We start from the raw sequence: 26,086 nt of genomic DNA on the forward strand, positions 1-26,086 counted from the left end.
CGTGCACAACCGCACATGAAATGCGGCGCGGGAACTCGAAGGCCCATCGTCACCTGCAGAACAAGTCGCCGCGTCCAGAACAAAAAGGGCGCTCGACCCTTTCGGGGAGCGCCCTTTGGACCCGGACGACTACGAACGCGCGACGAGGGGGTTATCGCTGCAGGCAGTCATCGATGACGGGTTGTAAGCGTTAGATGGGGAGTCTCGCGGAGATATCAAGTCCCCCGCGGCGTCGCTAACTGCGGCGGTGATTTCCGCGATATCGTCGGCAGTTTCGTGCAAGGCCGCGCGGCATCGTGCTGGTCTCACCGCGCCCGGATTTTCAGCGGCCGACGCGGTCTCATTCGCAACGGCATCAGCCATTCTGCCGAAACAGATGTAACGGATCGGAAACTCTTGCAAATGTGCTTTCCAAACCGGGATCGAAGCCCATATACGTCGAACAAAATATACGAGATCACCTGATGACGATCCCCGCAGAGCCGACCAGTGAAATGAGCCGACATGTCCAGGCGCTTGATTGGGGCAGCCATGGCTTGGGCAACCCGTCCGAATGGCCATCGGAATTGCGGATGGCGGTCAATCTGTGCCTAAACACATCTCTGCCCACTGCCATCTACTGGGGCGACGAGTTGCGGCTCATCTATAACGATGCCTGGGCGCCCATTGCCGGGGAAAAGCATCCGTGGGCGCTGGGGCGGCCGGCCCGTGATGTCTGGGCGGACATATGGCATGTGATCCAGCCGCAATTGGCAGCGGTCATGACGACGGGCAAGGGATTTTCCGTCGCCGACCAGATGCTGCCGATGGAGCGCGGCGGCCGCGTGCAGCAGACCCATTGGGACTACAGCTTTGCGCCGATCGTCGATGACAGGGATCGCGTTCTCGGCATCTTCAACCAGGGCAACGAGACGACGGCGCGCCTTTCGGCGGAGCGCGCGCTTCGCGCCAGTGAAGAGCGGCTCGAATTCGCGCTGGGCGCCTCCAACACGGTCGGGACCTGGGATTGGGACGTCCCGAACGACACGATCATCGCGGACGCGCGCTTTGCCAAACTCTATGGTGTTCCGCGGGAGAGAGCCGCCGCGGGCGCGCCGATCGCCGAATTTTTCGCTGGATTGCACCCTGACGACCTGCCAGCGGTCCGAGACGCCATCAACACGGCGATGAAGACCGGAAAAAATTTCTCGCAGGAGTACCGGCTGTTGCAGCCGGATGGTACGAGCCGGTGGGTGATCGCCGAAGGAAGGCCGACGCTTGCCCCGGATGGAACCGTCCTGCGCTTTCCCGGCGTCAGCTTCGACATCACTGAGCGAAAGAAGACCGAGGCCGCCCTGCGCGACAGCGAGGAAAGGTTTCGCGCCATCACCAACTCGATTGACCAGATGCTCTGGTCGACGCTGCCGGATGGCCATCACGACTATTACAATCAGCGTTGGTACGACTTCACCGGCGTTCCCGTCGGTTCGACGGATGGAGAAGGCTGGAACGGCATGTTCCACCCCGACGACCAGGAGCGCGCCTGGAACGTCTGGCGTCAATGCCTGACGACCGGCGAGCCCTATCACATCGAATACCGCCTCCGGCACAAATCAGGTACTTACCGTTGGGTGCTTGGCCGCGCGCAGGCGGTACGCGACAACGCGGGCAACATCACGCGCTGGTTCGGCTCCTGCACGGATATCCAGGACATCGTCGACGCGCGGGAGGTCCTCACCCGTTCGCGCGAAGAGCTCGAAAAGGCGGTCGAGGAGCGGACCACCAAGCTGATGGAAGCCGAAGCCCAGCTTCGCCACGCGCAGAAGATGGAAGCCGTCGGCCAACTGACCGGCGGGGTGGCGCATGACTTCAACAACATGCTTGCGGTCATCCTCGGCGCGATGAACCTTCTGGAACGGCGGCTTGCGCGCGGCGAGACCGACCTCAGCCGCTACATCGAGGCGGCCAAGGACGGCGCGAACCGGGCAGCCGCCCTCACCCAGCGCCTCCTGGCCTTCTCCCGCCGGCAACCGCTCCAGCCCGAAGTGATCGAGCCGAACCGCATGGTTTCGGGCATGACGGAGCTTCTGGCCCGCGCGCTTGGAGAACAGATCCAGGTGGAGACCGTGATGGCCGCCGGGCTGTGGAGGATCAACGCCGATCCGAGCCAGCTGGAGAATGCGATCCTCAACCTCGCCGTCAACGGCCGCGATGCAATGCCCCAGGGCGGCAAGCTCACGGTGGAAACCGCCAACACCTTCATCGCCGAGGATTATGCCAGAGAGCATTCCATGTCCGTCGGTCAATATGTCATGATCGCCGTGACAGACACCGGCGCGGGCATGACGAAAGACACGCTGGCCAAAGCGTTTGATCCGTTTTTCACGACCAAGGAAGTGGGCAAGGGATCCGGCCTCGGCCTCAGCCAGGTTTTCGGTTTCGTCAGGCAATCGGGCGGGCATGTCAGGATCTATTCGGAGCTCGGACACGGCACCAATGTGAAGATCTACCTTCCCCGTCATTACGGCACCGGCGAAACCAAGAACCTCGCACCGCTCGGCAATGAGCCGGCGCGCGGCAGGCGAGACGAACTTGTTCTCGTGGTGGAGGATGACGAGCGCGTCCGCACCTTCTCGACCGAAGCGCTTCGCGAACTTGGCTATACCGTCGCGGAAGCCGCGAACGGGCCTGCGGCCTTGGCGCTCCTCGATGCCGGATTGAAGCCGACCCTTTTGTTTACGGACGTCGTCATGCCGCAGATGAGCGGTCGCGAGCTTGCCGAAATCGCAGCCTCCAAGGTCGCCAATCTCAAGGTGCTTTATACGACCGGCTATACGCGCAATGCCGTGGTCCATAACGGCATCCTCGACCCCGGCACGCACCTGCTCCAAAAGCCATTCAGCCTCGACCAGCTTGCCGAGAAGATCCGCCACGTTTTGGATGGATAGCCGTTTTCGGCGGCGCGGAACCTTTTTTCCTTCTGTCCATTTCAGGAGGCTTTTTCCACTCATCTCGCTTCATCGAGGCCGCCGCGCATGCAGTCCACGCCATCGACACTTGCCGGCCGCTCGCTCGTCGCGCTCGCCGTCCTGAACTTCTTCCTGGCCGATGCCCGGGACGGCCTGGGGCCGTTCCTGGATGGCTTTCTCGCCACCCGCGGCTGGTCTTCGATGACGCTTGGATTCGTCGCAACGCTTGGCGGCGTACTCGGCATGATCGCAACGCCGCTCTTCGGCGCATGGGTGGATGCGTCACGGCATAAGCGCGCCTTGATCATCCTTCCCGTGCTGCTCGTCACGGCTGCGGCCCTCTGGACGCTGGCCAGCCCGTCCAACGCGTCCGTCTTCGGCGGCCAGTCGGCGACCGCCATCGTCGGCGCGGTCATCGGCCCGGCGTTGATGGGGCTGACGCTCGGTCTTGTCGGCGAACGCCGCTTCTCCGATCAGGTCGCGCGCAACGAGTTCTGGAACCATGCCGGAAACGTGGTCTCGCTGGCGGCGATCTACGTTGCAACCAGCTATTACGGCGAGATGGGCGTCATCGTGATGATGATCCTGACCGCCGCGGCCACCATCGTCGCCGTCCTTGCCATCGATCCGTCCAAGGTCGACCATGCGGTGGCGCGTGGCCTCGCCCATGACGAAGGCGAGCCGGGACCATCAGGCTTTGCCGTGTTGGTGAGCCGTAAGGGGCTGATCCTTCTCGCGATCACGCTGATGATCTTTCACTTCGGCAACGCACCCATCAGCCGGCTGATCGCCCAGGATTTTTCCATCCAGCTTGGCACCCCCTTCCGAACGACCGCCATCACCACCGGCGTCGCACAGCTTTCCATGATCGTCATGGCGGTGGCGGCCCCCTTGCTCATCCGCCGGTTCGGCCTGGCAAGCGTCTTTCTCCTGGCCCTTGCCGCACTTCCCATCCGCGGAGCCCTTGCCGGCACGTTTTCGAGCTTTGCCTGGATCTACCCCGTGCAGATCCTCGACGGCGTGGGCGCCGGCCTCATCGGCATTGCCACTCCTATTGCCGCGGAACGCATCCTGGCGGGAACCGGGCGCTTTAACGTGGGCCTTGCCGCCGTCATGACGGTGCAGGGGATTGGCGCATCGCTCAGCAATGTGGTAGCGGGATGGCTGACCGATATCGGCGGTTACGGCTTGGCCTACTGGGTCCATGGCGCAGTGTCGATCTTGGCCTTCGTCGTGTTCTGTACCGCGCATCGCCTGATCGCGCCGGCACGGTCGGACGACGATAAAGAGCACCGCAACGCGATGACCGCGCCCTCCTGAGAACGTTTATGAGCACCTTTTCACTGACCTGGATTGTCGCGGGCCTTACGGTGACCGGCGTCGTCCTTCGTCCCTTCGCCTGGCCGGAGGCCGTCTGGGCGCTCGCCGGCGCCACGTTGCTCGTGGTTGTCGGCTCGCTTGCGCCATCCACGGCGCTGGAGGCCGTAGGGCGAGGTACGGATGTCTACCTCTTCCTCATCGGCATGATGCTGCTGTCGGAGATCGCGCGCCGCGAACGGCTGTTCGACTGGCTGGCCGCCTTCGCCACGTCGCATGCCCGCGGCTCGCCGCGTCGGCTCTTCGTGCTGATATATGGATGCGGCATTCTGGTCACCGCGTTTCTCTCGAACGACGCCACCGCCGTCGTCCTCACGCCCGCCGTCTACGCCGCGTGCAAGGCGGCGAAGGTGCGCGATCCCATGCCCTACCTGCTGATCTGCGCCTTCATCGCCAATGCCGCGAGTTTCGTGCTGCCCATTTCCAATCCGGCCAATCTCGTCGTCTTCGGCAACGGTACCATGCCCTCGCTGCTGCACTGGCTGAGCCTGTTTGCGCTTCCCTCCATTGTCGCCATCCTCGTCACCTTCGCCGCACTCTGGTGGACACAGCGCAAGGCGCTGGCAGAAGACACCGTCTCCACCACGGTCGAAGTCGTTTCACTGACACGCCAGGCGCGGCTTGCCGGCCTGGCGCTTTGCGTCACCGCCGTTCTGCTTGTGGCGGTGTCGGCGCTCGGGGGCGATCTCGGCCTGACAACGTTCCTCGCCGGCGCGGTGACGACCGCCCTGATCCTGATCGCCAATCGCGAGGGACCGGGCGAAATCCTCCGTGGCATTTCCTGGACCGCCCTTCTCCTCGTGGCCGGCCTCTTCGTCGTGGTCGAAGCGACGGAAGCCACCGGTCTTCATACCCTGATCGGCAGTTGGATCGTGCAGGGCGCAGCGCAGAGCGTCTACGCCACGGCCTTCGCATCGGGCACTGCCGCAGCACTCTTCTCCAATCTTGCGAACAACCTTCCGGTCGGGCTTCTGGCGGCAAGCGCCCTTCACACGGCCGACATGCCGCAACTCGTATCGGCGGCCACGATGATCGGCGTCGACCTCGGCCCCAACCTGTCCGTCACCGGATCTCTCGCCACCATCCTGTGGCTGACGGCGCTGCGCCGGGAAGGGCTGCATATCGGCGCATGGCAATTCCTGAAAATCGGCGCAGTCGTTGCCACACCGGCCGTCATCCTGTCGCTCGCGACGCTCATTATCGTGGGGCCGCTCACATCCCTGCCGTAAGTCGAGCGTGCCGCTATCGCTTTTGCAGGAGAGACGTCAGCGCCGAAACGATGGTGTTTCGGCTGTAGGGTTTATGAACGATCGGGACACCCGCAAGCTCTTCCGGGAGCTGTGCGTTTTCGCCGTAGCCGGTCGCGAAGACGAACGGGATGAATCTCCGCCGAAGCTCCTCGGCAACGGGGAAGGATGTGGTCTGCCCCAGATTGATGTCCAGGATGGCAACGTCCGGTGCCTCGGTCTCGATCTGTGCCATTGCCTGCCGGATTGAACTCGTCGTCATCACTCTGGTCAGTCTCTCGTCCGCAAGCATCGCCTCCAGATCCAGCGCGATGAGGATCTGGTCTTCCAGGATCAGAACCGAAGGATCGGCCGCGGCCAGTGTGTCGGCGGCCTCCGGAGCGCGCTCGGCGGCCCGCATCGTCGTTTCCACCTTGGACGCTGTCAGTTTCACATGCGGCGGGGGAATGCGGAATTCCGCAACGAGGCCCGACGGCTCGAACCTGATCACGCTTTCGCCGCCAAGGTCATAGGGCACGCTGCGATCGATAAGGGCACTGCCGAACCCGCTGCGCGAGGGAATGGTGACGACCGGTCCGCCTTGCTCTCGCCAGTGGATTTCGCAGGTTCCCGCCGCCGTCATCTCCCACGTCACAGCGACAGTGCCGGTCGGCGCCGAAAGGGCACCATACTTCGCGGCATTGGTAGCAAGTTCGTGAAAGACCAGCGCCATGACGGAAAAAGCGCGGCTGTCCAGCCAGATCGCCGGGCCTTCGAGGACGATCGTCGCCTCCTTGGCCCGGTAGGGCCTGAGTTCGGCATCGAGAAGCTCGGAGAGTATGCCGCCCCCATCGCCGCGTACGACCTGGTCATGTGCGATGGCCAATGCCTCGATCCGTCCTTGCAACGTCGCGACATATTGCTCCAGCGTATTCTTGTGGTGCTGGGGGCTCGTCACCAGAGACTTGATGACCGCCAGGATGTTCTTCACCCGGTGGCTCAGTTCCTCGTTCAACATGCGCTGGCGCACTTCCGACTTGCGCCGTTCGCCGGCCATCAGCTCGTTTTGCCGAAGAACGATTTCAACGATTGCGACGCGCACAATCTCGGCGATCTCGCGCTCGGATTCGGCCCAGGACTGCGCCTGTCCCTTCACCGTCTCCTTCCAGATCGCGAAGCTCTTGCGCGGTGTCAGACGATCGCCGAGCGGGCCGGTCTCGTACGTCTTATCGGGATTGCCCGCCCAATTCAGCGTCTGGACGAGTTCCTTGCGGAAGAAGAAAAGGCAGTCCGATCCCGTCTGCGACAGCGGAATGGCGAGCACGCCGGACACGCGGTCGCCGTAGGCGCTCGCTTCGGGCATTCTCTGAGACAGGCTGTGGGTCGCCCAGATACGACCCTCTCCCACGCGCTGCACGAAATCGAGAAGAGCAGGCAGCGCATCATCCGGCGGCGTGGAGCCCGTACCTGTCCACTGGCCGTCGAACATGACGCCAGCGCCATCGTTGGGCAGAAGTCGGGAAAACTCGTGCAGGCTCTGCCGCAGCAGGGCGCCAAGATCTTCATGATGGGAGGAAAGGATCAGAAAGCGATCGAGCGCCTCGCGCGTTCCCGCCACGGCGGCTACGCGCTGGCGCTCCTTGAGCGATTTGAGGTGCAGGGAGAAGAACTCGCCGAACACCTCCATCGCGACACGCTGCGCCATCGGTAGAACGCGCGGCGAGTAGTGGTGGCACGCGATCAGCCCCCACAGGGAGCCGTCGAGCACGATCGAGATGGACATCGAGGCGGCAACGCCCATGTTGCGCAGATACTCGCAATGGATCGGCGATACGCTGCGCAGATGCGCGAAGCTGAGATCGAGCGGTTCACCGGAGGCATCCAGGACGGGCTCGATCGGTACGCGGCTGCCGCTGGCATCCGCAATGACCCGGATCGTGTTCTTGAGGTAGAGCGTTCGAGCCTGCTGCGGAATGTCGCTCGCGGGAAAATACTGCCCGAGAAAGCTCTCCAGATCCGCACGTTTGGTTTCGCTCACCACCTTGCCCGAACCGTCGTGTTCAAAGCGGTAGACCATGACCCGGTCATATCCTGTGACGCCGGCGACGACGCGCCCTGCGCGTTGCACGAGTCGTTCCACCTCCGTAACATCGCTGATCCGGCCAATCATCTCACGGGCGATGTGCAAGGGCTGGCCAACAGATGGTGCAAGCTCGAATTCGATTATGGCCGCAGACTTGTAATGATGGATCGCGACATCGAAGACACGTTCGCCAAGTGCTACATCCAGCATGAGCGCCGGCCGCGATGCCGAGTTTGTTGCAGCCATGGCGTTGCGAAGGTCGTGCAGCAACTGCTCGCCGAGCACTTCGGCAGCGTCCCGACCGACAAGATTGCCGGGATATCCGAGAATATCGGCGGCATTGGCCGACGCACGCTCGATCCGCGTCAGGCTTATATCGCACGCAATCAGGCACCCATGCGGCTGAATGCTGCCGGGGATGTGGATCGGCTCGCGATCGCATGTACTCAGGTTTACAGCATCATTGATAGACAACACGACCACTTTCAAAGCAACGCAAGGCCAGGGCAAAGACCTGGTTGGCCGTCGCGGCCGCCTGGTCCAGTTCGAAATCGCCTGCTTCGTCCAACAATAATAGGAATGACTGCCACTGCGCCATATCATTTGACATAAGGGACAGATGTCTCGCGCCGAATCCGTCGGTCATGCCCAGATCCGCAGCACGCCGCCTTAGAACGCGGGCGCCGAGGGTCGATCCCTCAAGCACATAAAGGGCGCCGAGCAAGGCGCTGGGCTTTTTGAGGTCGATCACCACCTTCATTGATCGGGCGACCTCCAGCCCCAGATCTTGCGCGTCCTGAGCCAACGCTGCCGAGACCATGGTGGGCCGCCATCGCCACTGAGCGGGCCAGGCGACACCAGCCAGCTGGTCATCCATCGTAGCTCGGAATATGCCGAGAAAGCCGACATAGCGGCCATAGCTTTGCACGCTGTCAAACGCGCCAACGGCCGCGTCCAGCCGCTCGTGGCCGTCGCGTGTCCGGTCTCTCAGTTCAAAGCGTCGTTCGCTGTAAGCCATGTGCCTCGGTCGTTCGAATTCAGGCGCCATGCCTCGTTCCATCGCGGCATGGCTTTGTTGGAATCGGAGCTGGATAACTGACGGACGGCTATGCCGCCGCTCCGCCGATCAGGTCCTTAACACGGCGTGCGAGGGTTTCCGAGGAAAACGGTTTCGTCACCACCTGCATGCCGCGCTCCAGATGGCCGTGGTTCAAAACGGCATTTTCCGCATAACCCGTGACAAAGAGCACATTGAGTTCCGGCCGCTTTTCGCGCACGACATCGGCCAGCTGGCGGCCGTTCATGCCGTTCGGCAGGCCCACATCCGTCACCAGGAGGCAGATGTCCGGCCGGGCCTCGAGAATTTTGAGCGCCGATGGACCATCGCCCGCCTCAAGCACCACGTAGCCGAGGTCCTCGAGAATTTCCACAGCGACCATCCTGACGAGCGGCTCGTCGTCGACCACCAGGATCGTGCCTAGCGTATCTGACACAGGGATCGGATCGTTTTCCAACTGCGGCTCCTCCTCTTGCTGGTCGCCGGCATGACGCGGCAGATAGATGCAGATCATCGTTCCTTTGCCGACTTCGGAATAAATGCGCACAGCGCCGCCGGACTGACCCGCAAAGCCGTAGACCATGGACAATCCGAGGCCCGTTCCCTGGCCGATCGGCTTTGTGGTGAAGAAGGGATCGAATGCCCGCGCAACCACATCCGCCGACATACCGCTCCCCGTGTCGCTGACACAGAGAGAAACATATTGTCCCGGCAATACGCCCCTCTGGGATGCCGCCCGCTCGTCGAGCCAGCGATTGCCCGTCTCGATCGTCAGCCGCCCACCGTCAGGCATGGCATCACGCGCATTGATGCACAGGTTCAGAAGCGCGTTCTCGAGTTGCCCGACATCGACGAAGGCTGTCCACAGGCCACCTGCGGCAACGGTTTCGACTGCCACTGCGGGACCGACGCTTCTGGTGATCAGGTCCTGCATGCCCGCCACGACGCGGTTAATGTCGGAGGGTTTTGGATCGAGCGTCTGCCGGCGTGAAAAGGCGAGCAGACGCTGGGTCAGGGCAGCCGCACGCTTCACAGCCCCTTGCGCGCCGGTGATGTAGCGATCGATCTCGCCGATGCGCCCCTGCGTCAGGCGTGTCTTCATCAGATCGAGGCTTCCGCTGACGCCAGCAAGAATATTGTTGAAATCGTGCGCCAGGCCACCCGTGAGCTGGCCGACGGCCTCCATCTTCTGCGCCTGCCGCAGTGCGGCCTCCGTCTGCATCAGCGCTGCGGTGCGCTCCTCGACGCGCTGTTCCAGCGTGTCGTTAAGGCCACGCAAAGCGACGAGCGCACGGTCGCGCTCGGCTTCCACCGCGCGGCGGTTTTCGATATCGATGAGAACACCGGGGAACTTGAGCGCCGTGCCGTCGGGCGAGAGCTCGACGCGGCCATTCGCCTCCAGCCAGTAGTATTTCCCATCCGCCCGTCGCGTACGGTACTGGTGAGCGTAGGCGCCGCCCTTGGCGATCGCGGCATTGATGGCTGTAATCAGCCCTTCCCGGTCATCCGGATGGACGGTCTCGATGACGTCCTCAAGACTGAGGCCGCTTCGGCCTTTCTGCGGATCAAACCCGAAAGCGTCGGCGAAACCCTCATCGACCGTGAAGCGGTCCGAAGGAACGTCCCAGAACCATGTGCCTATGATGGCACCCGCAGCCATCGCGAGCTGGACACGTTGAATGTTGTCGCGCGCACGGCTCTCGCTCTCCCGCAGGGCCGCCTCGGCAAGCTTGCGCGCGGTCACGTCACGGAACAGCACCGCGACCTGGCAGAGGCTTTCAGGCTCGATACGGGTTGCTGACACTTCGATGAAGCGGCCGGCCGCCTTGAATTCCTGTTCGAAACGGACCGCCCGCCCGGTGCGCAAGACACCCCCATACAGCTCCAGCCAGATATCCGCATTGGCGGGCTCGATTTCACGGAGTCGCTTGCCGACGATGTCGGGGATACCGGTGTGGCGCTCGTAGCCGGAATTGGCCTCCACATGCACATAGTCGCTCATGGGACCTTCCGGTCCGTCGATGAAGCCGATAATGCAGAAACCGTCGTCGATCGCCTCGAACAGCGCGCGGTATCGCGCCTGCGCCCGCAGCATGGCGCCCTCGGCCGTATCGGCTTCCGCCTCCGTCCCCATCGCGCGAAGACGAACGACCTCGCGTTCGAGTTCGTCTCGGGACAACGCTTTCAAATCCATTCAAAAATCCGCCTTCGGTGCAACGCTTGCATAACATAGGAGCCGGCCGCCAATTGCCAACGGTGCTCAGCTCCCACCGAAACAACTTTGCTGCCGATATTGAACAAAGCCGCCAAGGCTCTACTTACAGCGGGCGCTCGCTAACAGGAAATATCGGAATATCAAGTGAACAACGGATTTGAAAACAAGCGCGTCCTCATTCTGGAGGACGACCCTCTCCTGGCTCTCGATCTGGAGGACTTCTTCACCGACCTCGGTGCGAGGGTCGTCGGTCCCGTGTCCAGCGTCGAGCAGGCTTTGCGAGCGGTCTCCGAAGGCATTGACGCTGCCGTTCTGGATCTCAATCTGCGCGGGGTCTACTCCTATCCCGTCATCGAACAACTGGACAAGGCGGGCACTCCGCTCGTCGTCTGCTCGGGCTATGCCGAACTCCCGGAAACGCAGGCGGATCTCAGCAATGTCGTGCTCCTGCCAAAGCCCTGCGACCTGAGCCTTCTGCATCGCCGCCTGTTGGAGCAGATCGACAAGGCATCCTAGAGCACCGCATTATCCCACGCCGAAGCGACTTCGCTTCGGCTGGAAATGCTCTAGACCACGGGAAGCGGAATGCTGATCTCCGCCGCAAAGCCTTGATCATTGTAGTCGAGCCTTGCCTGACCCTCGAGTTCATATTCGATATTGGTCTTGATCAGCTGCGTGCCGAAGCCCTCGCCGTCAGGCGTCGCGACACTCGGCCCGCCGCGTTCGGACCATGTGAAGTGCAGCACCGTGCCTGAATTCGTGTCCTCCTGGACGAACCACTCGATCGCCACACGCCCCTGATCATTCGTCAGGGCACCGTATTTCGCTGCGTTTGTGACGAGTTCGCTAACCACCATGCCGATCGAAAGCGCGGCCTTCGGATCGAGCCGAACGAGATCGTGACGGCCGAAATCAAAGCGTGACAGATCGGCGTCGTAGGGGCGCACCGCCCTGCGGAAGACATTGAGAAGCTCGGTCTCATCCCAGTTGCCTTCGAAAAGAAGTTCGTGGGCATCTGCCATGGCGCGGACACGGGCAACAAGCTTCGCCTCGAATTCGGCGACGGTGGCGCAGTTTCGACCGGTACGGCGGATCAGCGACAGGACGACGGCGAGGTTGTTCTTGACGCGGTGGCTGAGTTCACGGACCAGCAAATCCTTCTGTTGTTCGATCCGCTTGCGCGTGTCCCGTTCGCGCGCCTCGTTCAGCGCCCGCGTGACGGCCGCCGGCAGGCGCACCAGGCGCTGTTTGAGGACATAATCGGTCGCGCCCTTGCGGAAGGCCGCAATCGCCGCCTCTTCGCCAAGCACCCCGGACACGAAGATGAACGGCGCCTCGGGCGCGGCCGACAGCGCGAAATCGAGCGCCGCCATGCCGTCGAAATCCGGTAGGGAAAAATCAGAAAGGATGATGTCGAAGCTCTCGCGCGCGAGCGCGGCCTCATACGCCGCCCGCGTCGCGACCCGGGTCAGGGTCACCGTCCCCTCCAGGCTTTCGAGCTGGGCTTCGATCAGTTCGGCATCGACGGCACTGTCTTCCAGAAGAAGAATTCTAGGCATGCAATCCATATCAGCTCCCGCCACGCTGCCGGGCCTTCGGCGGGGGCTCGTTGAGCAGCGCCCAGAATACGCCGAGGTCCTGGATCGCCTTGAAAAACTGGCTGAACTCGACCGGCTTCACGACGAAGGCATTTACGCCGAGTTCGTAACTGTTGACGAGGTCCTGCTCCTCGCGGGAGGACGTCAGCATAACGATGGGAATATGGCGCAGGTTCCGATCGCCCTTCACCTTAGCGAGCACCTCCAATCCATCCACCTTGGGAAGCTTGAGGTCCAGCAGCACCACGGCAGGATCGCCCGGTTCGCGCGTTGCGAATGCCCCGTCCTGATTCAGGAAATCCAATGCCTCGGCGCCGTCACGCGCAACGACGATATCATTGGCGATCTGGCACTTCTCCAGCGCCGTCAAAGTCAATTCGAGGTCTCGGGGATTGTCTTCCACCAGCAAGATGGGTCTCAGATCGGACACGCGTTACTCCTCAGGTAGAACGGGTAGGAAAAAAGTGAAGCAGGCGCCGCCATCGACCGTACCCGTGGCATCAACGCTGCCGCCATGCCTTTCCACGATGCGTTTGACAAGTGCAAGACCGATACCGGTTCCCTCGAAATCCTCGCTGCGCTGGAGGCGCTGGAATACACCGAAGAGCTTTGCCTTGTAGGCCATGTCGAAGCCGACGCCATTGTCCTGCACCCGGTACAAAAGGCCGCCATCAACGGTCTCGCCCGATATGTCGATGCGCGCGGGCGCGCGCGGTCGGGTGTACTTCACGGCGTTTTCGATCATGTTGTGCCACACCTGACGCAACAATGCGCCGTCGCCCCGTGTCATCGGCAGATCCCCGACCCGCCATTCGATAGCGCGGTCCTTGATGTCTTCGGCCAGGCCCAGCCGCACTTCCTCGACGAGTTTGTTCATATCGACCTTGCCGGTCGCCAGCGTCGCCCGTCCGAGATGAGAGAACGTCAGGAGGTCATCGACCAGTTCGCCGGCAGCCAGCGCCGAGTCCGATATCATCTTGAGATAATGGCGCGAACGCTCGTCGAGATTTTTCTCGCGCTCGGTCAGGAGCTGTGAGAAACCGACGATGTGCCGGAACGGCGCGCGAAGATCATGGGAGATCGAATAGGAGAACGCCTCCAGCTCCTTGTTGGATTTCTGCAGGTCGGCCGCAAGCCGCGCCAATTGCTCGGCCTTCTTCAGGACGATCTCGACAATGGAGGCACGAAGATCATGTGCCGCGCCGATCTCCGCCTCATGCCAGGGCGCACTCCTGTCGCGTACGCTTTCCCGCCATGCCTCGAAAGACTTGCGCGGATGGATCCGGCCGCTTTCGCGCACCACCTTGTGCGGATCCCCACCCCAGGTGACGGTTCGGATGACCTCCGGCCGAAACCAGACGAGCCAATTGTCATCGCTTTCGGAGATGCGGCACGCCAGAATGCCGCAGGCGGTCTCCGTCACGGTCCTATCGTAGAAACCGGCGGCAGCCAGGCAGTCCGTCGCATAGACATCGGATGCGATGCCGTTTTCGGACAGCCATTGCGTCAGCCGGCGCACCGCCTCCTCGTCCGGCGCATCTCCCACCCGCGAGAAACCGTTCTGCGAGAGGATCGCCGCACCGGACGCGCGTGTGATGGCCAGCAGAGTGTCGGGCGCATTCGCCAGCCCGTCGTCCCAGCGCTCTGCATCGGCCATGGATGCCAGGAGCTTCGTATGCAGCCGCCCAAGCTCGACGCCGATGGCCGCCGTTTGCGCACGCGAGGCAGCACCAATCTGCATCGCAAGGCTTTGAGCGATGAAATTGCAGGCGTCACGCACCCGGACGGGAACGATATGCGGCTGGCGGCTATGGCAGGCGAGCAGGCCCCATAACCGGCCGTCGATCAGGATCGATATGGACATGGACGACAGCGTGCCCATGTTGCGCATGTATTCGAGGTGGACGGGCGACACGCTGCGAATCTGCGTGAACGTCATGTCGACCGGCGCGCGGCCCTGCTCCTCGTCCAGGGCGAGCAAGGGCACCAGCGTATAGTCGGCGTCCGGGATCAGGCGCAAGGGATTGAGACGATAGAGGTCGCGCGCCTGGGCGGGGATGTCGCCCGCCGGGAAGCGCAGATCCAGATAGGACGGCAGCGTGCCGTTGCCGGCTTCCGCAACGACGTGGCCGTTCCAGTCCGCATCGAACCGGTAGACGAGCGCACGGTCGAAGTTCGAGAGCTGGACGATCAGCCGGGCTGCGGCCGAAAGCGCATCGCCCAGGTCGATGTTGCCGGCCATCTGCTGCGCGAATGCGGTCAGCCGCGCGAACGGATCGTCCATCGCTTCCGATGCGGCCCGCTCCAGCTCCACGATGACGCGGCCATCATGAAGATGCACGGCGATATCGAGCGGATAGCCGGGCGCAACGAGGCGCGCCGGGAGAGATCCCGACGCTTTCCAAGCGGCAAGCTCGGACGAAAGCACCGCGGCAATGCCGGCCGCATCCGTACCGGCGATGTCGGCGACATTCGCGGAAACCTGCAGAATGCGGAGATCGGCGGGATCGAGCACGAGCAGCGCGCCGTGCGGCTGGACCGATCCGGGAACGTGGATGGGTTCGCGCGCGCAGCTATCGAGGTCAACATCGTTTGCGTGCATCAAATCCTCCGTAGGCAAAACGCAAACAACACCCAGATGCGCCTCACATCACCACCGGCCCGACGTCACGGGTCGGCATCCAAGCCCTGACAGCCGCAAAGCCGTTCATTGCTCAATGTAAGGCCCGAAGCGTGTTTGGAAAGGCCAGAAGGGCACATCCCTCACGTAAGGGGAAGGCCCGGCCGCGGATTTTTCCCCCAGATGGCGCGAACCCGCTGAATCGGAAAGGCTTTTACCCGAAACCGGCGGCCCAATTGTCAGCCAAGCAGGCTTTCCACCGCACCCGCAACGGCAAGGAGGGCATCGTCGCTATCCTTCGGGCCCGAGACGAGGAGGCCCACCGGCATGCCGGCCGCGCCCGTGCCGCACGGTAGGGAAACGCCGCAGACGTCGAGGAAATTGCCGATCAGCGTGTTGCGCAACGTCTTGGCATTCGTCGCGAAGAACAGGTCTTCATCGTCGAGCAGGGGCTGAACCGCCGGCGCGACATGAGGAAGCGTCGGGCTGATGAGGAAATCGCCAGGGCCGAGGCGGGCCGTAAAAGATGCGGTCAAGCTGTCCCGCGCTTCAAGCGTCGAGATATAGTCGGCGAGGGAAATCTTCTCACCCATGAGCGTGCGCTTGACGACGCGCGGGTCCATGTCAGCCGCCGATGCGCCCGTGATGCGCTCGCGGTGAAGCACGTAGGCCTCGGCGGTCACCAGCGCACCGTGCCTGGCCATCAGGTCGAAGATGGCGGCGAATTCCGGAAAGGCTTCGCGGCGGACGCGGGCACCCGCCTTCGCCAGCCGTTCGACGGCCGCCTCGAAAGCCGCGACGACCTCTGGTTCCGCGCCGTCGAACATCACGGTCTGCGGGACGACGAAGGAGAGGTCGGAAACCGCCACGCGCTTCAAGACACCGGCGGCCGGCGCGCCGCGCATCGCCGCATCGATCCAGACCGCATCCTGCACGGTATGGCAGAGCGGCCCTAACGAATCCAGGCTCTTTGCCAGCGGAAAGACCCCATCCATCGCGTAGCGCCCGCGCGTCGCCTTGTAGCCGACTACGCCGTTGAAGGCGGCGGGAATGCGCACCGATCCGCCCGTATCCGTGCCGATGGAGACGGGCACAAGCCCGGCGGCGACCGCAACGCCGGAGCCGGACGACGAGCCGCCCGGAATACGGTGCTCCCCCTGCGGCGAAGCCGGATTGCGCGGCGTGCCGAACGTCGGATTGATACCGAGGCCGGAGAAGGCAAACTCGCTCATGTTGACCCGTCCGACGCTCACCATGCCGGCATCGGCAAGCGCGCGAACCACGGCCGCGTCCTGTCTGGCGGGCGCGCTGTCCTTCAGCACGCGGGAGCCGGCGGTGGTCGGCAGGCCCTCGATGTCGAAAAGATCCTTCCAGGCGAGCGGCATGCCTTCGAGAACGCCGCGCGAACGGCCTTCCGCCAGCCGCTTGCGGGAGGCCGCTGCCTCCATTCGCGCGCGCTGCGCCAGCACCGTCGTGAAGATGGTCTGGTCCGGGTGGCCGGCAATGGCGGCGAGCGTTTCCTCCACGAGATCGACCGGGTCGAGCGCACCCGACTGGAGAAGCACCGAAAGCTGCGCGATCGAGCGAGGGGTCATGCTCAGATATCCTTGTCTGCGCGACCGACCAGCTGCATCCAGCGTCGGACGAGGTAGTTGTGTTCATCCATGGTGGTGTTCCACACGGCAATGCTGTTGGCACGCTGCCAGTAGGAACCGCCGCTGCGCACCGCGCCGCGCCTGATGCGGACGGTTCCATCCGGCCCGGGCAGGTCTTCGCGCGCCGGAAGCCCCTCGTACCAGTAGTCCCATTCCGCTGGCGTCATATAGCCGCGCGACCGCTCCGGCGTCGAGATGTAATAGCCTTGCCGCGCGACCACAGCACCCGGCCAGCCGGAAATCCACCAGTTGAGATATTCATAGGCGACATCGAGCATGCGGCCGGACAGGTTGCGCGACAGGCAAAGACCGCCGTGCCAGGCGCGGTACCCTTCCGCGGGCGCCGCCTGCTCGACGGGCAGGCCCTGGCTGTTGAGAATGCCGATGCCCGTCGACCACATGCTCTGGATATCGGTGTCGCCGTCGATCATCAACCGGGCGGCGTCCTCGGCCGTACGCCAGAAGCTGCGGAAGAAGCCCGCCTTGCGACGCGCCTCCAGGATATCCACCAGTTGATCGATCTCCGCGACGGTCATGTTGCCGATGTCGCCGAAGGTCATCAGGCCGGCGGCCTGGGCCGCAAGTGCCGCATCGAAGATGCCGATGGCCGGCTCGTCGACCAAGGCGGCACGGCCGCTCCAACGCTCGTCCAGAAGGGCGGCCCAACTCGCCATGCCCGGCCGGTGCTCCACGGCATCGCTCCGATAGGCGAAACTGTCGAAATTGTGGGTCGTCGGCAGCATCGAGATGCGTGCTGTCGGCGCATCACCGAGCGCGAGGCTCGGCTGCACATAGAGCTTGCGCGCCGGAACATCGCCCAGCCCCATGCGGGCGCTGGGACCGATCTGGCCGGTCTTCGTCAGATCGTTTATTTCGTCCCACAGCGTTATGCGCGCCGTCTCGATGGGCTGGATGGCCCGCCAGTACCAGACGATATCGAGATTGTGGAAACACTGATCGTAGATATCGTAGCTGTCCGGCTCCTGCGCGGCTTTGTGCTGTGTCACGATAAAATCGTTGTTGTCGAAGCAGATGTCCATGCCAAGATCGGCCTCGGCCTTGAGCCGCAATTCCTCCAGGAGAGAGATTGCGGTTCCCAGCACGCGCAGCTTCGGGCGACCGGCGGTGTGGACGGCCGGAGCTGCTGGAACCGCTTTCGGGGAATGCTTGTTCATGAAGGGCTCTAGGCGTTCCGGATCTGCGCTGCGGCCTCTGGCTGTGGACGGGCATCGCTGTTCCCGGCAAGCGCGAAGGCGTTGAAGGACCGTTTCAACAGGTTCGCATCGAGACCGTCAACAATAAAGACGAGGCGCGAGACACGCTGCCCGGAAGGCCACGCATCGAGGTGCACCGGCGGGTGCACGAGATGCTGCACGCCGTGCACGGCGACGGGGCGGTCCTCGCCCACGAGGTCGAGGATGCCCTTCACCCGCAGCACACGTTCGCCATGCCGGTTGAGCAGCATGGTGAGCCAGATCCCGAAACCGGTCCAGTCGATCGGCCTGTCGACGGTGACGACGAAGGAGGAGATGGCCGTATGCAGCGCCACGCCCTCGGCCGTCACCCGCAACGTCGGCGTATCGCAGTAAAAGCCGCTCGGCGACTGGAGCTTTGTCGCGCGCTGGGCCGCATGGTCACCGAAAAGCGCATCGGCATCCGGATCGTCGGTGCCGGCCATGATACGCTGGGCATCCGGATTGAACTCCGTCAGGCGCGACAGGAGGCGGCTCAGGTCGGCCTTGTCCTCGCACAGATCGGCCTTGGTGATGACGAGCCGGTCGGCGATAGCCGCCTGCCGGGTGGATTCCACATAGGTATCGAGCTGCGACAAGCCGTTGACGGCATCCACTGTCGTGACGACGGTGCCGGCCCGGAAATGGTGACGCAGGACGGGATCGGATTTCAGCGTGGAAAGCACCGGAAAAGGGTCCGCCAGGCCGGTGCTTTCGATGATCACACGCGTGAAAGGCGGCACGAGGCCGCGCTCGCGCTTGGAATGGAGCTCGCGCAGCGCATCGGCAAGCTCGCCGCGCACCGTGCAGCACACGCAGCCCGACTGCAGCAGAACCATCGTGTCGTCGATACGCTCGACAAGATGATGATCAAGGCCGATCTCGCCGAATTCGTTGATCAGAACGGCGGTATCGGCAAGCGCGGGATCGGCAAGCAGCCGCTTGAGCAGCGTCGTCTTGCCGGAACCGAGAAAACCGGTCAGCAGGTGGACGGGCGTGAAGGCGGGCATCTCAGCCATGGTTCGCCTCTTCCATGCGCAAAATCAGCTGCGGGTCGAGCGGATCGCACAACCGCCCGGAAAGCCGCTCCGCCGCCGGCCAGAGATGGCCGAGGTCCTCGATCATCTCGCTTTTGCCGGTGCGGGTCGCCAGCACAAATGCAGACCCTTGCCAGTCCGAGAGGCTCATGCCGAAGGCCGACAGCACGCTGTTTGCCGCCGAAACGCGCCGGGCACGTTCGCGCCGGCGGTCGAGCCGCTCGACATTGCGCGTGAAGACGCCGGGCCGGGCGACTGCATCCGTCCAATGTTCGTTTCCGCCGATGACGCCGCACAGCGAACACATGACGCCGTTCCTTTCCGAACCGGGCAAGGGAGCGGGCAAACCCGCTCCCTCGATATTTACTTCTGGCGCGGGAAGCGCTTGGCGAAATCGTCCGCGATCTCGTTCATCGTGACGAACTTCACGCCCGGATGCTTGATCATATGGGCATAAAGACGTTCCAGCATCATCAATACCTGCGGGCGCCCGGCGACGTCAGGGTGGATGGTGATAGGGAAGACGGCATAGTCCATCTCGCGATAGACCCAGTCGAACTGGTCACGCCACATCTGTTCGATATCGTGCGGATTCACGAAGCCGTGGCTGTTCGGCGACTTCTTGATGAACATCATCGGCGGCAGGTCATCGAGATACCAGGAGGCCGGGATTTCGATGAGGTCGGTCTCATGACCCCGCTTCAAGGGCACCATCCAGTCGGACGGCTTCCTGGAATAGTCGATCTTCGTCCAGCTGTCGCCGACACGCACATAATAGGGCGTGAAGTCGTTGTGCATCAGCGAATGGTCGTACTTGATACCGCGCTCGAGCAGCAGCTCGTTGGTGACGTTGGAGAACTCCCACCACGGCGCGACATAGCCGGTCGGACGCTTGCCGGACAGCTTGGTGACGAGCTCGATGCACTTGTCGAGCACTTCCGTTTCCTGCTCGCGGGTCATCGCGATCGGGTTTTCATGGGTGTAGCCGTGGATGCCGATCTCGTGGCCGGCATCGGCGACAGCCTGCATCTGCTCAGGGAAAGTCTCGATGGAGTGACCGGGGATGAACCAGGTCGTCTTGATGCCGAAGCGTTCAAAGAGCTTCAGAAGCCGTGGGCTGCCAACCTCGCCGGCAAACAGGCCGCGCGAGATATCGTCGGGCGAATCCTCGCCGCCATAGGAGCCGAGCCATCCGGCCACGGCATCGACGTCGATGCCGAAACTACAAAAAATCTCTTTTGCCATGGGGTATCTCCTTGGTTCCCTACGTGTTTTCGAGTTGTCAGTGGGCTGGAATGACCGTCGCTTCGGCGGGGTTCCAGCTCAAAAGGACGGGCGTGCCGGCCGGGAAGGTGCCCGGGCGGTACTTGTCGACATGGGCTTCCAGCGAGACGGATCGGCCATCACCCAGCCGTGCCGTCAGATGCGCGATATGGCCGACGACCTCCGACCGTTCGATCCGGGCGTCGACGCGATTTTTGGCGCCCGGGGCCGTCCCCTCGCCCGCCACATGCACCTCGATCGCTTCCGCCGGCACGACGAGGTTGACGCGGCCCTTGTGGGCAACGGTCCCGTTGGCCCGGCCGGACAGCGTGCCGATGCCGGTCGTGACCACGACGTCCTCCCCCTCGTTGCCGGCAACTTCGCCCGAAAGGACGGTGTTGCGGCCGATGAACTGCGCGACGAAGGGCGTGTTCGGCCGGGTATAAAGCTGGTGGGGCGGGCTCACCTGCTCGACCCGACCCTGGTTCATCACCACGATGCGGTCGGACAGCGCCAGCGCCTCCGACTGGGCGTGGGTGACGAAGATGAACGTGACGCCAAGGCTCTTCTGCAAAAGCTTCAACTCGTTCTGGATGGCCTTGCGCAGGTTCGCGTCCAGCGCCCCGAGCGGTTCGTCCAGCAACAGAATATCCGGCTCCACGACGAGGCCGCGTGCCAGCGCGATGCGTTGCCGCTGGCCGCCGGACAGCTTGTCGGGCTTGCGGCTCGCAATGTCCTCAAGGCCCAGCGTCGCGAGGATGCGGTCGACCTTCGCATCACGCTCGGTCTTGGCGATGCCCTTCACATCGAGCCCATAACCGACATTCTGGCGCACGGTCATATGGGGAAAGAGCGCATAGTTCTGGAAGATCATCGACGTCGGGCGGCGCTGCGGGGGAACGTCGTTCATGCGCTCGCCGCGGATCAGCATGTCGCCGGAGGATATGCCTTCGAAGCCGGCGATCATGCGCAAGGTCGTCGTCTTGCCGCAGCCCGACGGCCCAAGGAAGGCGATGAACTCGCCCTTGGTGACGGACAGGTTGAAGTCGATGACGGCGGGCGTTCCGTTATCATAGACCTTGCCGACGGATTTGAGTTCCAGGTCGAAAATCATAGGGGCATCTCGCGAATTGTCGGTCCGTGGACCGGAGCCACGCGCGCCCCGGTCCACACGTCTTGGGATCAAGCGTTGAGGAATTCGTCCCACTTCTGGATGAGGTGGTCGTATTCTTCCGGCCACTGGTGCCAGTAGGCGACGTTCTTTGCGCGCTCCTCCAGGGAGCCGCCGTCGCGCAGGTCGCCTTCCTTGATGCCGCGCTCTTCCGCGCCGACCCAGGGCTTGCCCTCATACCAGAAGGCGTATTTCTCCGGCGCCATGACATCCTTGATGTTGGTGGACGGCGAGTAGTAGCCCTGCTCGGAAACCGTGATGCCCGGCTCGCCCGACAGCCAGTAATCGGCATAGGCGATGACGGCGTCGCGGTTGGTGGTGCCAGCGATCATCGATGGACCGATGGCCCAGCCGCGATAGCCTTCCTTCGGAACGGCATACTTGGCCGGCTTGCCCTGTGCCTTGACGGCCATGACGGCTGGCTGCCATGCGTCGGAGACGACCATTTCGCCTGACGCCATGAGGTTGACGAGCTCGCCGAAATCGCCCCAGAGCGCGCGGAACTGGCCTTCCTTCTTCTTGGAAATGAGAAAGGCCGCGGCCTCGTCGATTTCGGCGGCGGTCGGGTTGCCCGGGTTCTTCACGTCGGACAGGCCGAGCGAGTTCATGGCCATGATGGCCTGGCCGAAAGCAATCAGCGGGTCGGTATTCAGGCCCGACTTGCCCTTCCACTTCGGATCGAAGATGCAGGCCCAGGTATTGGCCTCTTCCTCGGAAACCACATCCGGATTGTAGCCGATCGAGTCGTAGTTATAGACGGCTGGCACCATGTTGAGCACGGTCTGCGCCTCATCGGCCCAGATCTGGCCGACGATCTGCGCGGAACGGTCCCACTTGTCGCTAGCCGTGGTAAAGGTATCGCGGATATTGGCCCAGTTCTTCAGCGAAGCGGCCGGAATCGTCTCGACATTGTCGGTCATGACGATGGATGGCAGGCGCTCGGCGATGATCTCCCAGCAGTCATAATCCTTCGAGCCCGAAAGGATCTTGGTCTGCGCGTCGGGGAAGGTCGCTGCCGTGCCCGAGGTGCCGCCGACGCCCGATTCCTTCTTGAACTGCTCGAGAATGCGCTCCTGCACCGTGACGGAAAGACCGATGGTGCGCAGCTGCTGGCCGGCGAGATCGGCGGCCTGCGCAAATGCCATGCGCGAGGACAGGAACGGCGTGCCGCCCCCCATCGCAAGCGCCATCACTCCGGCCGAGCGCTTAAGGAGCGAGCGGCGATTTATTTCCGACTTGAACATATCTCTTCTCCAGTTTGTTTGTCGTTCCCTGGAGCCGTTTTGCGGCCCCTGTTCTCCGTCCTTTGGGGACGGCTAGTACCGGCCCACCAGCAGGCCACCATCCACGACCAGCACCTGCCCGGTCATGTATCTCGCATTGTCGGAGGCGAGGAATGCAGCGACATCGGCGATGTCCTCGCCCGTGCCGAGCCGCCCCATCGGAATGAATTCGGCCGCCTTTTCAGCACCCGCCGGCCCGAGCGAATTCTCTTCGGAGAGGAGCTGGGCGGTGCGGATGTAGCCCGGCGCGATGCCGTTCACGCGAACGCCGTCGCGCGCCATTTCAACCGCCAGGCCGCGCACGAGGCCAACGACGCCCGATTTCGCGGCGGAATAATGCACGTGCTCGTCCCAACCGTAGGCGACACCCATGATGGACGAGAGCGCGATGACCGCGCCGGAGCGTCTGCTGCGCATGCCGGGCGCGGCCGCGCGCACGAGCCGGAAGATGCCCTTCAGGTCGATATCGAAGGTCAGGTCCCATTTTTCGTCGGTGAGGTCGGCAAGCGGCGTGCGGTGCGCAATGCCAGCATTGGCAACGATCACGTCGATGCGGCCATGCCGCGCCTCGATATCGGAAACCAGCGCATCCGTCGCGGCGGTGGAACGAACGTCATAGCGATGGAATTCTGCCGAGCCGCCGGCCGCGACGATCGCCTCGGCGGTCTCACGACCTTCCGTTTCGAGGATATCGGTGACGACGACGTGATCGCCGAGCGCGCCGAAGGCTTTCGCGGTTGCTGCGCCAATGCCGATACCGGCCCCGGTGACGATGACGATGCGTTTGTTTTCTGCAGGCATGGTTTTCTCCGGTATCAAAGCATCACGTCGCCGGAATTCGGTCCGAGCGTCTGTCCGACAAAAAGGCTAGCGGCGGGGGATGCGAGGAAGGCGACGGTCTCGGCCACCTCTTGCGGCTCGCCGAAGCGGCCAAGCGGCAGGCCGGCGCGCTTGGCGTCACGCCACTCCTCTGAAAGCTGCATGACGAGCGGCGTGTTGATCGGCCCCGGCGCAACGGCATTCACGCGTACTCCACGAGCCGAAACCTCGCGGGCAAGCGCCTTGGTCATGCCGATGATCGCAGCCTTCGCACCCGAATAGTGCACCAGCTCGACGCCGCCGATCTGGCCGAGCTGCGAGGCGACGTTGATGATGACGCCTGCACCGGCCGCCAGCATCGCGGGCAGCACGGCCTTGGTCATCAGAAACGTGCCGCGCACATGGACCGCGAACATGCGATCGAAGTCGGCCACGTCGAGGTTTTCGAACAGCGCCTGATGCGCGATGCCGGCATTGTTGACCAGAAGCGTGACGTCGCCATGCGCGGCGATCGCGGCGCGGTGGATAGCGGCCGCATCCGCTTCGCTCGACACATCGCCGGCCACGCCCACCGCCTTGCCGCCTGCGCCGCGGATTTCGTCTGCCACGGCCTCGGCACGTTCAAGCGAGAGGTCGTTGACCGTCACGGCATAACCGTCGGCGGCGAGCTTCAGGGCGATGGCGCGGCCGATGCCGGAACCCGCGCCGGTGACGAGAGCGACGCCACTCATCACGCCTCCTCCTGGATGGCCATGCGCTTGGCGCGTCTGACGGACATGCCCATCAGCACGGCGTAGGTGCCAAGCAGCGCGAAGGAGAACAGCGTGGTCAGCACACCGAAGGCAAAGACGTTCGGATGCACTTCGACGGAGAAGGTGCCGTAGATGGCAAGCGGCAGCGTCAGGTCGCGGCCCGAGGCGAACAGGGTGCGCGAGAACTCGTCATAAGACAGCGTGAAGGCAAACAGCATGGCCGACAGCACGCCGGGAAAGATCAGCGGGAAGGTGATCTTGCGGAAGGTCCGGGCCGGCGGAACGCCGAGCGACCAAGCAGCCTCTTCCACACTCGGATCAAAGCGGTTGAAGATCGCCAGCATGACGAGGAAGGCGAAGGGGAACGTGTAGACCACATGCAGCACGAAGGCCGTGCCCCACCAGTGGCGGTCGATGCCAAGCGTGTTGGCGACCAGCGCCATGCCGAGGCCGACGAGCACGCCCGGAACCATCATGCCGAGCACGATGAGATAGAAGATCACACCCGAGCCGCGGAACTTCCTGCGGAACGCCTGGGCGGCGGTGACGCCGAGCACGGTGGAGACGATCATGGTCATGACGGCGAGCGCCAGCGAACGGAACAGCGCCTGATCGATAGGCAGCGGGGCGATGCGCGAGGGCGGGGCCAGGCCGAAGAGGTGCTTGTACCAGTAGGTCGACCATTCGATGATCGGGAACTGCGGGCCGCCCTCCGGTCCCGTCTGGAACGACAGGATGGCAAGCACCGCGAGCGGGCCGTACAGGAACACGATGAACAGCGCGGTATAGACGCCGAGGCCGAACTTGATGCCGGAAGCGTTCATGGTCAGAGCTCCTTCCTGAGATCGACGACGCGCAGCAGGGCGGCGACGACGGCGCCCATCAGGATCGTCAGCACCACGCCGGCGACGGCGGCGAAGGCCCATTTCAGCGACCCGACCTGGGTGACGATGATGTTGCCGAGCAGGTTCACCTTGCGGCCGGACAGCGCGGCGGATGTCGCGAACTCGCCGAGCACCATGACGGAGACGAAGATCGCGCCCACCACCACGCCCGGCATGGAGAGCGGCAGGATGATGGTGCGGAAGATGCGCCAGAAGCCGGCGCCGAGATCCTGCGCGGCCTCGATGACCGAGGGATCGATGCGGCCCAGCATGAAGGCGATGGGACCGACCATGAAGACGCAGTAGATCTGCGTCATGCCGATGATGACGGAGAGTTCGGAGAACAGCAGCACCTCGATCGGCTGGGTGATCACGCCGATCTTCATGAGGATCATGTTGATCGCGCCTTCCTTGCCGAGCATAGGCCGCCAGGCCAGCACGCGGATGAGGAAGGAGGTCCAGAACGGAATGACGCAGAGCACGAGCAGTGCGGTCGACAGCGTCTTGTTCTTGACGAACAGCCCGACGAAGAGTGCCGCCGGATAGCCGACGAGCAACGTGGAAACGAGCACGATGAGCCAGATGCGCACCGTGGTCCACAACGCGCCGAGATAGGTATCCGACGTGAAGAAGGTGACCCAGCTCTTCAGCGTCAGCGTCGGCTCGATCTTGAACGTGGTCTGGGTCCAGAAGGAAACATAGACCATCATCAGGATGGGCGCGACCAGGAAGAGCAACATCCACAGCGCACCAGGCGCCAGCAGCCAGAAGGTGCGATCGGGTTGTTTGCGGGTCGGACGCTCCGCCGTTTCGACGGGCGTGTCATGGCTTGTGGCGGCCATCGTCATCTCTCATTCTCCGGGTGG

At 63.3% G+C, this 26,086-nt stretch carries 21 protein-coding genes; 4 read left to right on the plus strand and 17 right to left on the minus strand.

Features of this window, described 5'->3' with window-relative positions:
- Positions 1-464: 464 nt before the first annotated feature.
- The 3 genes from K6301_RS21660 (at position 465) to K6301_RS21670 (ending at position 5,554) form a co-directional block, all read left to right on the plus strand.
- Entirely contained in the window at positions 465-2,927 is a 2,463-nt protein-coding gene (locus K6301_RS21660; protein WP_247220927.1) for a hybrid sensor histidine kinase/response regulator, read from the plus strand.
- Positions 2,928-3,014: 87 nt separating this feature from the next.
- A complete protein-coding gene (locus K6301_RS21665) occupies positions 3,015-4,268 on the plus strand; it encodes an MFS transporter (RefSeq protein ID WP_247220929.1) in 1,254 nt (417 codons plus the stop codon).
- Between the two features lie 8 nt (positions 4,269-4,276).
- On the plus strand, positions 4,277-5,554 hold the full coding sequence (locus K6301_RS21670; protein WP_247220930.1) for an arsenic transporter: 1,278 nt from the start codon (positions 4,277-4,279) through the stop codon (positions 5,552-5,554).
- A 13-nt stretch (positions 5,555-5,567) separates the two neighbouring features.
- Here K6301_RS21670 and K6301_RS21675 read toward each other — a convergent pair whose 3' ends face one another.
- From K6301_RS21675 to K6301_RS21685, 3 genes are read right to left on the minus strand one after another with little or no spacing between them, the layout of a single operon-like run.
- On the minus strand, positions 5,568-8,108 hold the full coding sequence (locus K6301_RS21675) for an HWE histidine kinase domain-containing protein (RefSeq protein ID WP_247222479.1): 2,541 nt from the start codon (positions 8,106-8,108) through the stop codon (positions 5,568-5,570).
- Positions 8,095-8,682, minus strand: a complete 588-nt coding sequence (locus K6301_RS21680) for a biliverdin-producing heme oxygenase (RefSeq protein ID WP_247220931.1) — start codon at positions 8,680-8,682, stop codon at positions 8,095-8,097. The genes K6301_RS21675 and K6301_RS21680 overlap by 14 nt, the downstream gene beginning before the upstream one ends.
- A gap of 58 nt (positions 8,683-8,740) precedes the next feature.
- Complete coding sequence (locus K6301_RS21685; protein WP_247222480.1) at positions 8,741-10,786, minus strand: hybrid sensor histidine kinase/response regulator; 2,046 nt, start codon at positions 10,784-10,786, stop codon at positions 8,741-8,743.
- A gap of 264 nt (positions 10,787-11,050) precedes the next feature.
- Between K6301_RS21685 and K6301_RS21690 the strand changes: the two genes are divergently transcribed.
- Positions 11,051-11,422: a response regulator gene (locus tag K6301_RS21690; RefSeq protein ID WP_134652646.1), complete on the plus strand. Its 372-nt coding sequence runs from the start codon at positions 11,051-11,053 to the stop codon at positions 11,420-11,422.
- A 50-nt stretch (positions 11,423-11,472) separates the two neighbouring features.
- On the opposite strand, the gene K6301_RS21695 is transcribed toward K6301_RS21690, so the two are convergent.
- From K6301_RS21695 to K6301_RS21760, 14 genes are all read right to left on the minus strand, one after another.
- Entirely contained in the window at positions 11,473-12,465 is a 993-nt protein-coding gene (locus K6301_RS21695; protein ID WP_247220932.1) for a sensor histidine kinase, read from the minus strand.
- Positions 12,466-12,475: 10 nt separating this feature from the next.
- Complete coding sequence (locus K6301_RS21700; RefSeq protein WP_247220933.1) at positions 12,476-12,934, minus strand: response regulator; 459 nt, start codon at positions 12,932-12,934, stop codon at positions 12,476-12,478.
- Between the two features lie 3 nt (positions 12,935-12,937).
- The gene (locus K6301_RS21705; protein WP_247220934.1) at positions 12,938-15,106 is read right to left on the minus strand and encodes an ATP-binding protein; all 2,169 of its coding nucleotides are present in this window, start codon (positions 15,104-15,106) and stop codon (positions 12,938-12,940) included.
- 257 nt (positions 15,107-15,363) lie between these two features.
- Complete coding sequence (locus tag K6301_RS21710; RefSeq protein ID WP_247220935.1) at positions 15,364-16,719, minus strand: amidase; 1,356 nt, start codon at positions 16,717-16,719, stop codon at positions 15,364-15,366.
- 2 nt (positions 16,720-16,721) lie between these two features.
- A complete protein-coding gene (locus K6301_RS21715; protein ID WP_247220936.1) occupies positions 16,722-17,954 on the minus strand; it encodes an ABC transporter substrate-binding protein in 1,233 nt (410 codons plus the stop codon).
- A gap of 8 nt (positions 17,955-17,962) precedes the next feature.
- Positions 17,963-19,030: a CobW family GTP-binding protein gene (locus tag K6301_RS21720; RefSeq protein WP_247220937.1), complete on the minus strand. Its 1,068-nt coding sequence runs from the start codon at positions 19,028-19,030 to the stop codon at positions 17,963-17,965.
- On the minus strand, positions 19,023-19,355 hold the full coding sequence (locus tag K6301_RS21725) for a hypothetical protein (protein ID WP_247220938.1): 333 nt from the start codon (positions 19,353-19,355) through the stop codon (positions 19,023-19,025). The genes K6301_RS21720 and K6301_RS21725 overlap by 8 nt, the downstream gene beginning before the upstream one ends.
- Before the next feature lie 56 nt (positions 19,356-19,411).
- Positions 19,412-20,293 carry a polysaccharide deacetylase family protein gene (locus K6301_RS21730; RefSeq protein ID WP_134652662.1) on the minus strand — a complete coding sequence of 294 codons (882 nt, stop codon included), beginning with the start codon at positions 20,291-20,293 and terminating at the stop codon, positions 19,412-19,414.
- A gap of 37 nt (positions 20,294-20,330) precedes the next feature.
- On the minus strand, positions 20,331-21,425 hold the full coding sequence (locus K6301_RS21735; RefSeq protein WP_247220939.1) for an ABC transporter ATP-binding protein: 1,095 nt from the start codon (positions 21,423-21,425) through the stop codon (positions 20,331-20,333).
- Between the two features lie 68 nt (positions 21,426-21,493).
- Positions 21,494-22,726 (minus strand): ABC transporter substrate-binding protein, encoded by a 1,233-nt coding sequence (locus K6301_RS21740; RefSeq protein WP_160871092.1) that lies wholly within the window; start codon positions 22,724-22,726, stop codon positions 21,494-21,496.
- Between the two features lie 72 nt (positions 22,727-22,798).
- Complete coding sequence (locus K6301_RS21745; RefSeq protein ID WP_134652669.1) at positions 22,799-23,566, minus strand: SDR family NAD(P)-dependent oxidoreductase; 768 nt, start codon at positions 23,564-23,566, stop codon at positions 22,799-22,801.
- 14 nt (positions 23,567-23,580) lie between these two features.
- Complete coding sequence (locus K6301_RS21750; protein ID WP_247220940.1) at positions 23,581-24,315, minus strand: SDR family NAD(P)-dependent oxidoreductase; 735 nt, start codon at positions 24,313-24,315, stop codon at positions 23,581-23,583.
- The gene (locus K6301_RS21755; protein WP_247220941.1) at positions 24,315-25,160 is read right to left on the minus strand and encodes an ABC transporter permease; all 846 of its coding nucleotides are present in this window, start codon (positions 25,158-25,160) and stop codon (positions 24,315-24,317) included. Before K6301_RS21755 ends, K6301_RS21750 begins: the two co-directional genes overlap by 1 nt.
- A 2-nt stretch (positions 25,161-25,162) precedes the next feature.
- Positions 25,163-26,068, minus strand: coding sequence for an ABC transporter permease (locus K6301_RS21760; protein WP_160871088.1), 906 nt, complete (start codon positions 26,066-26,068; stop codon positions 25,163-25,165).
- Positions 26,069-26,086 lie beyond the last annotated feature (18 nt).

The organism is Shinella oryzae (assembly GCF_023038235.1).
Lineage (GTDB): Bacteria > Pseudomonadota > Alphaproteobacteria > Rhizobiales > Rhizobiaceae > Shinella > Shinella sumterensis.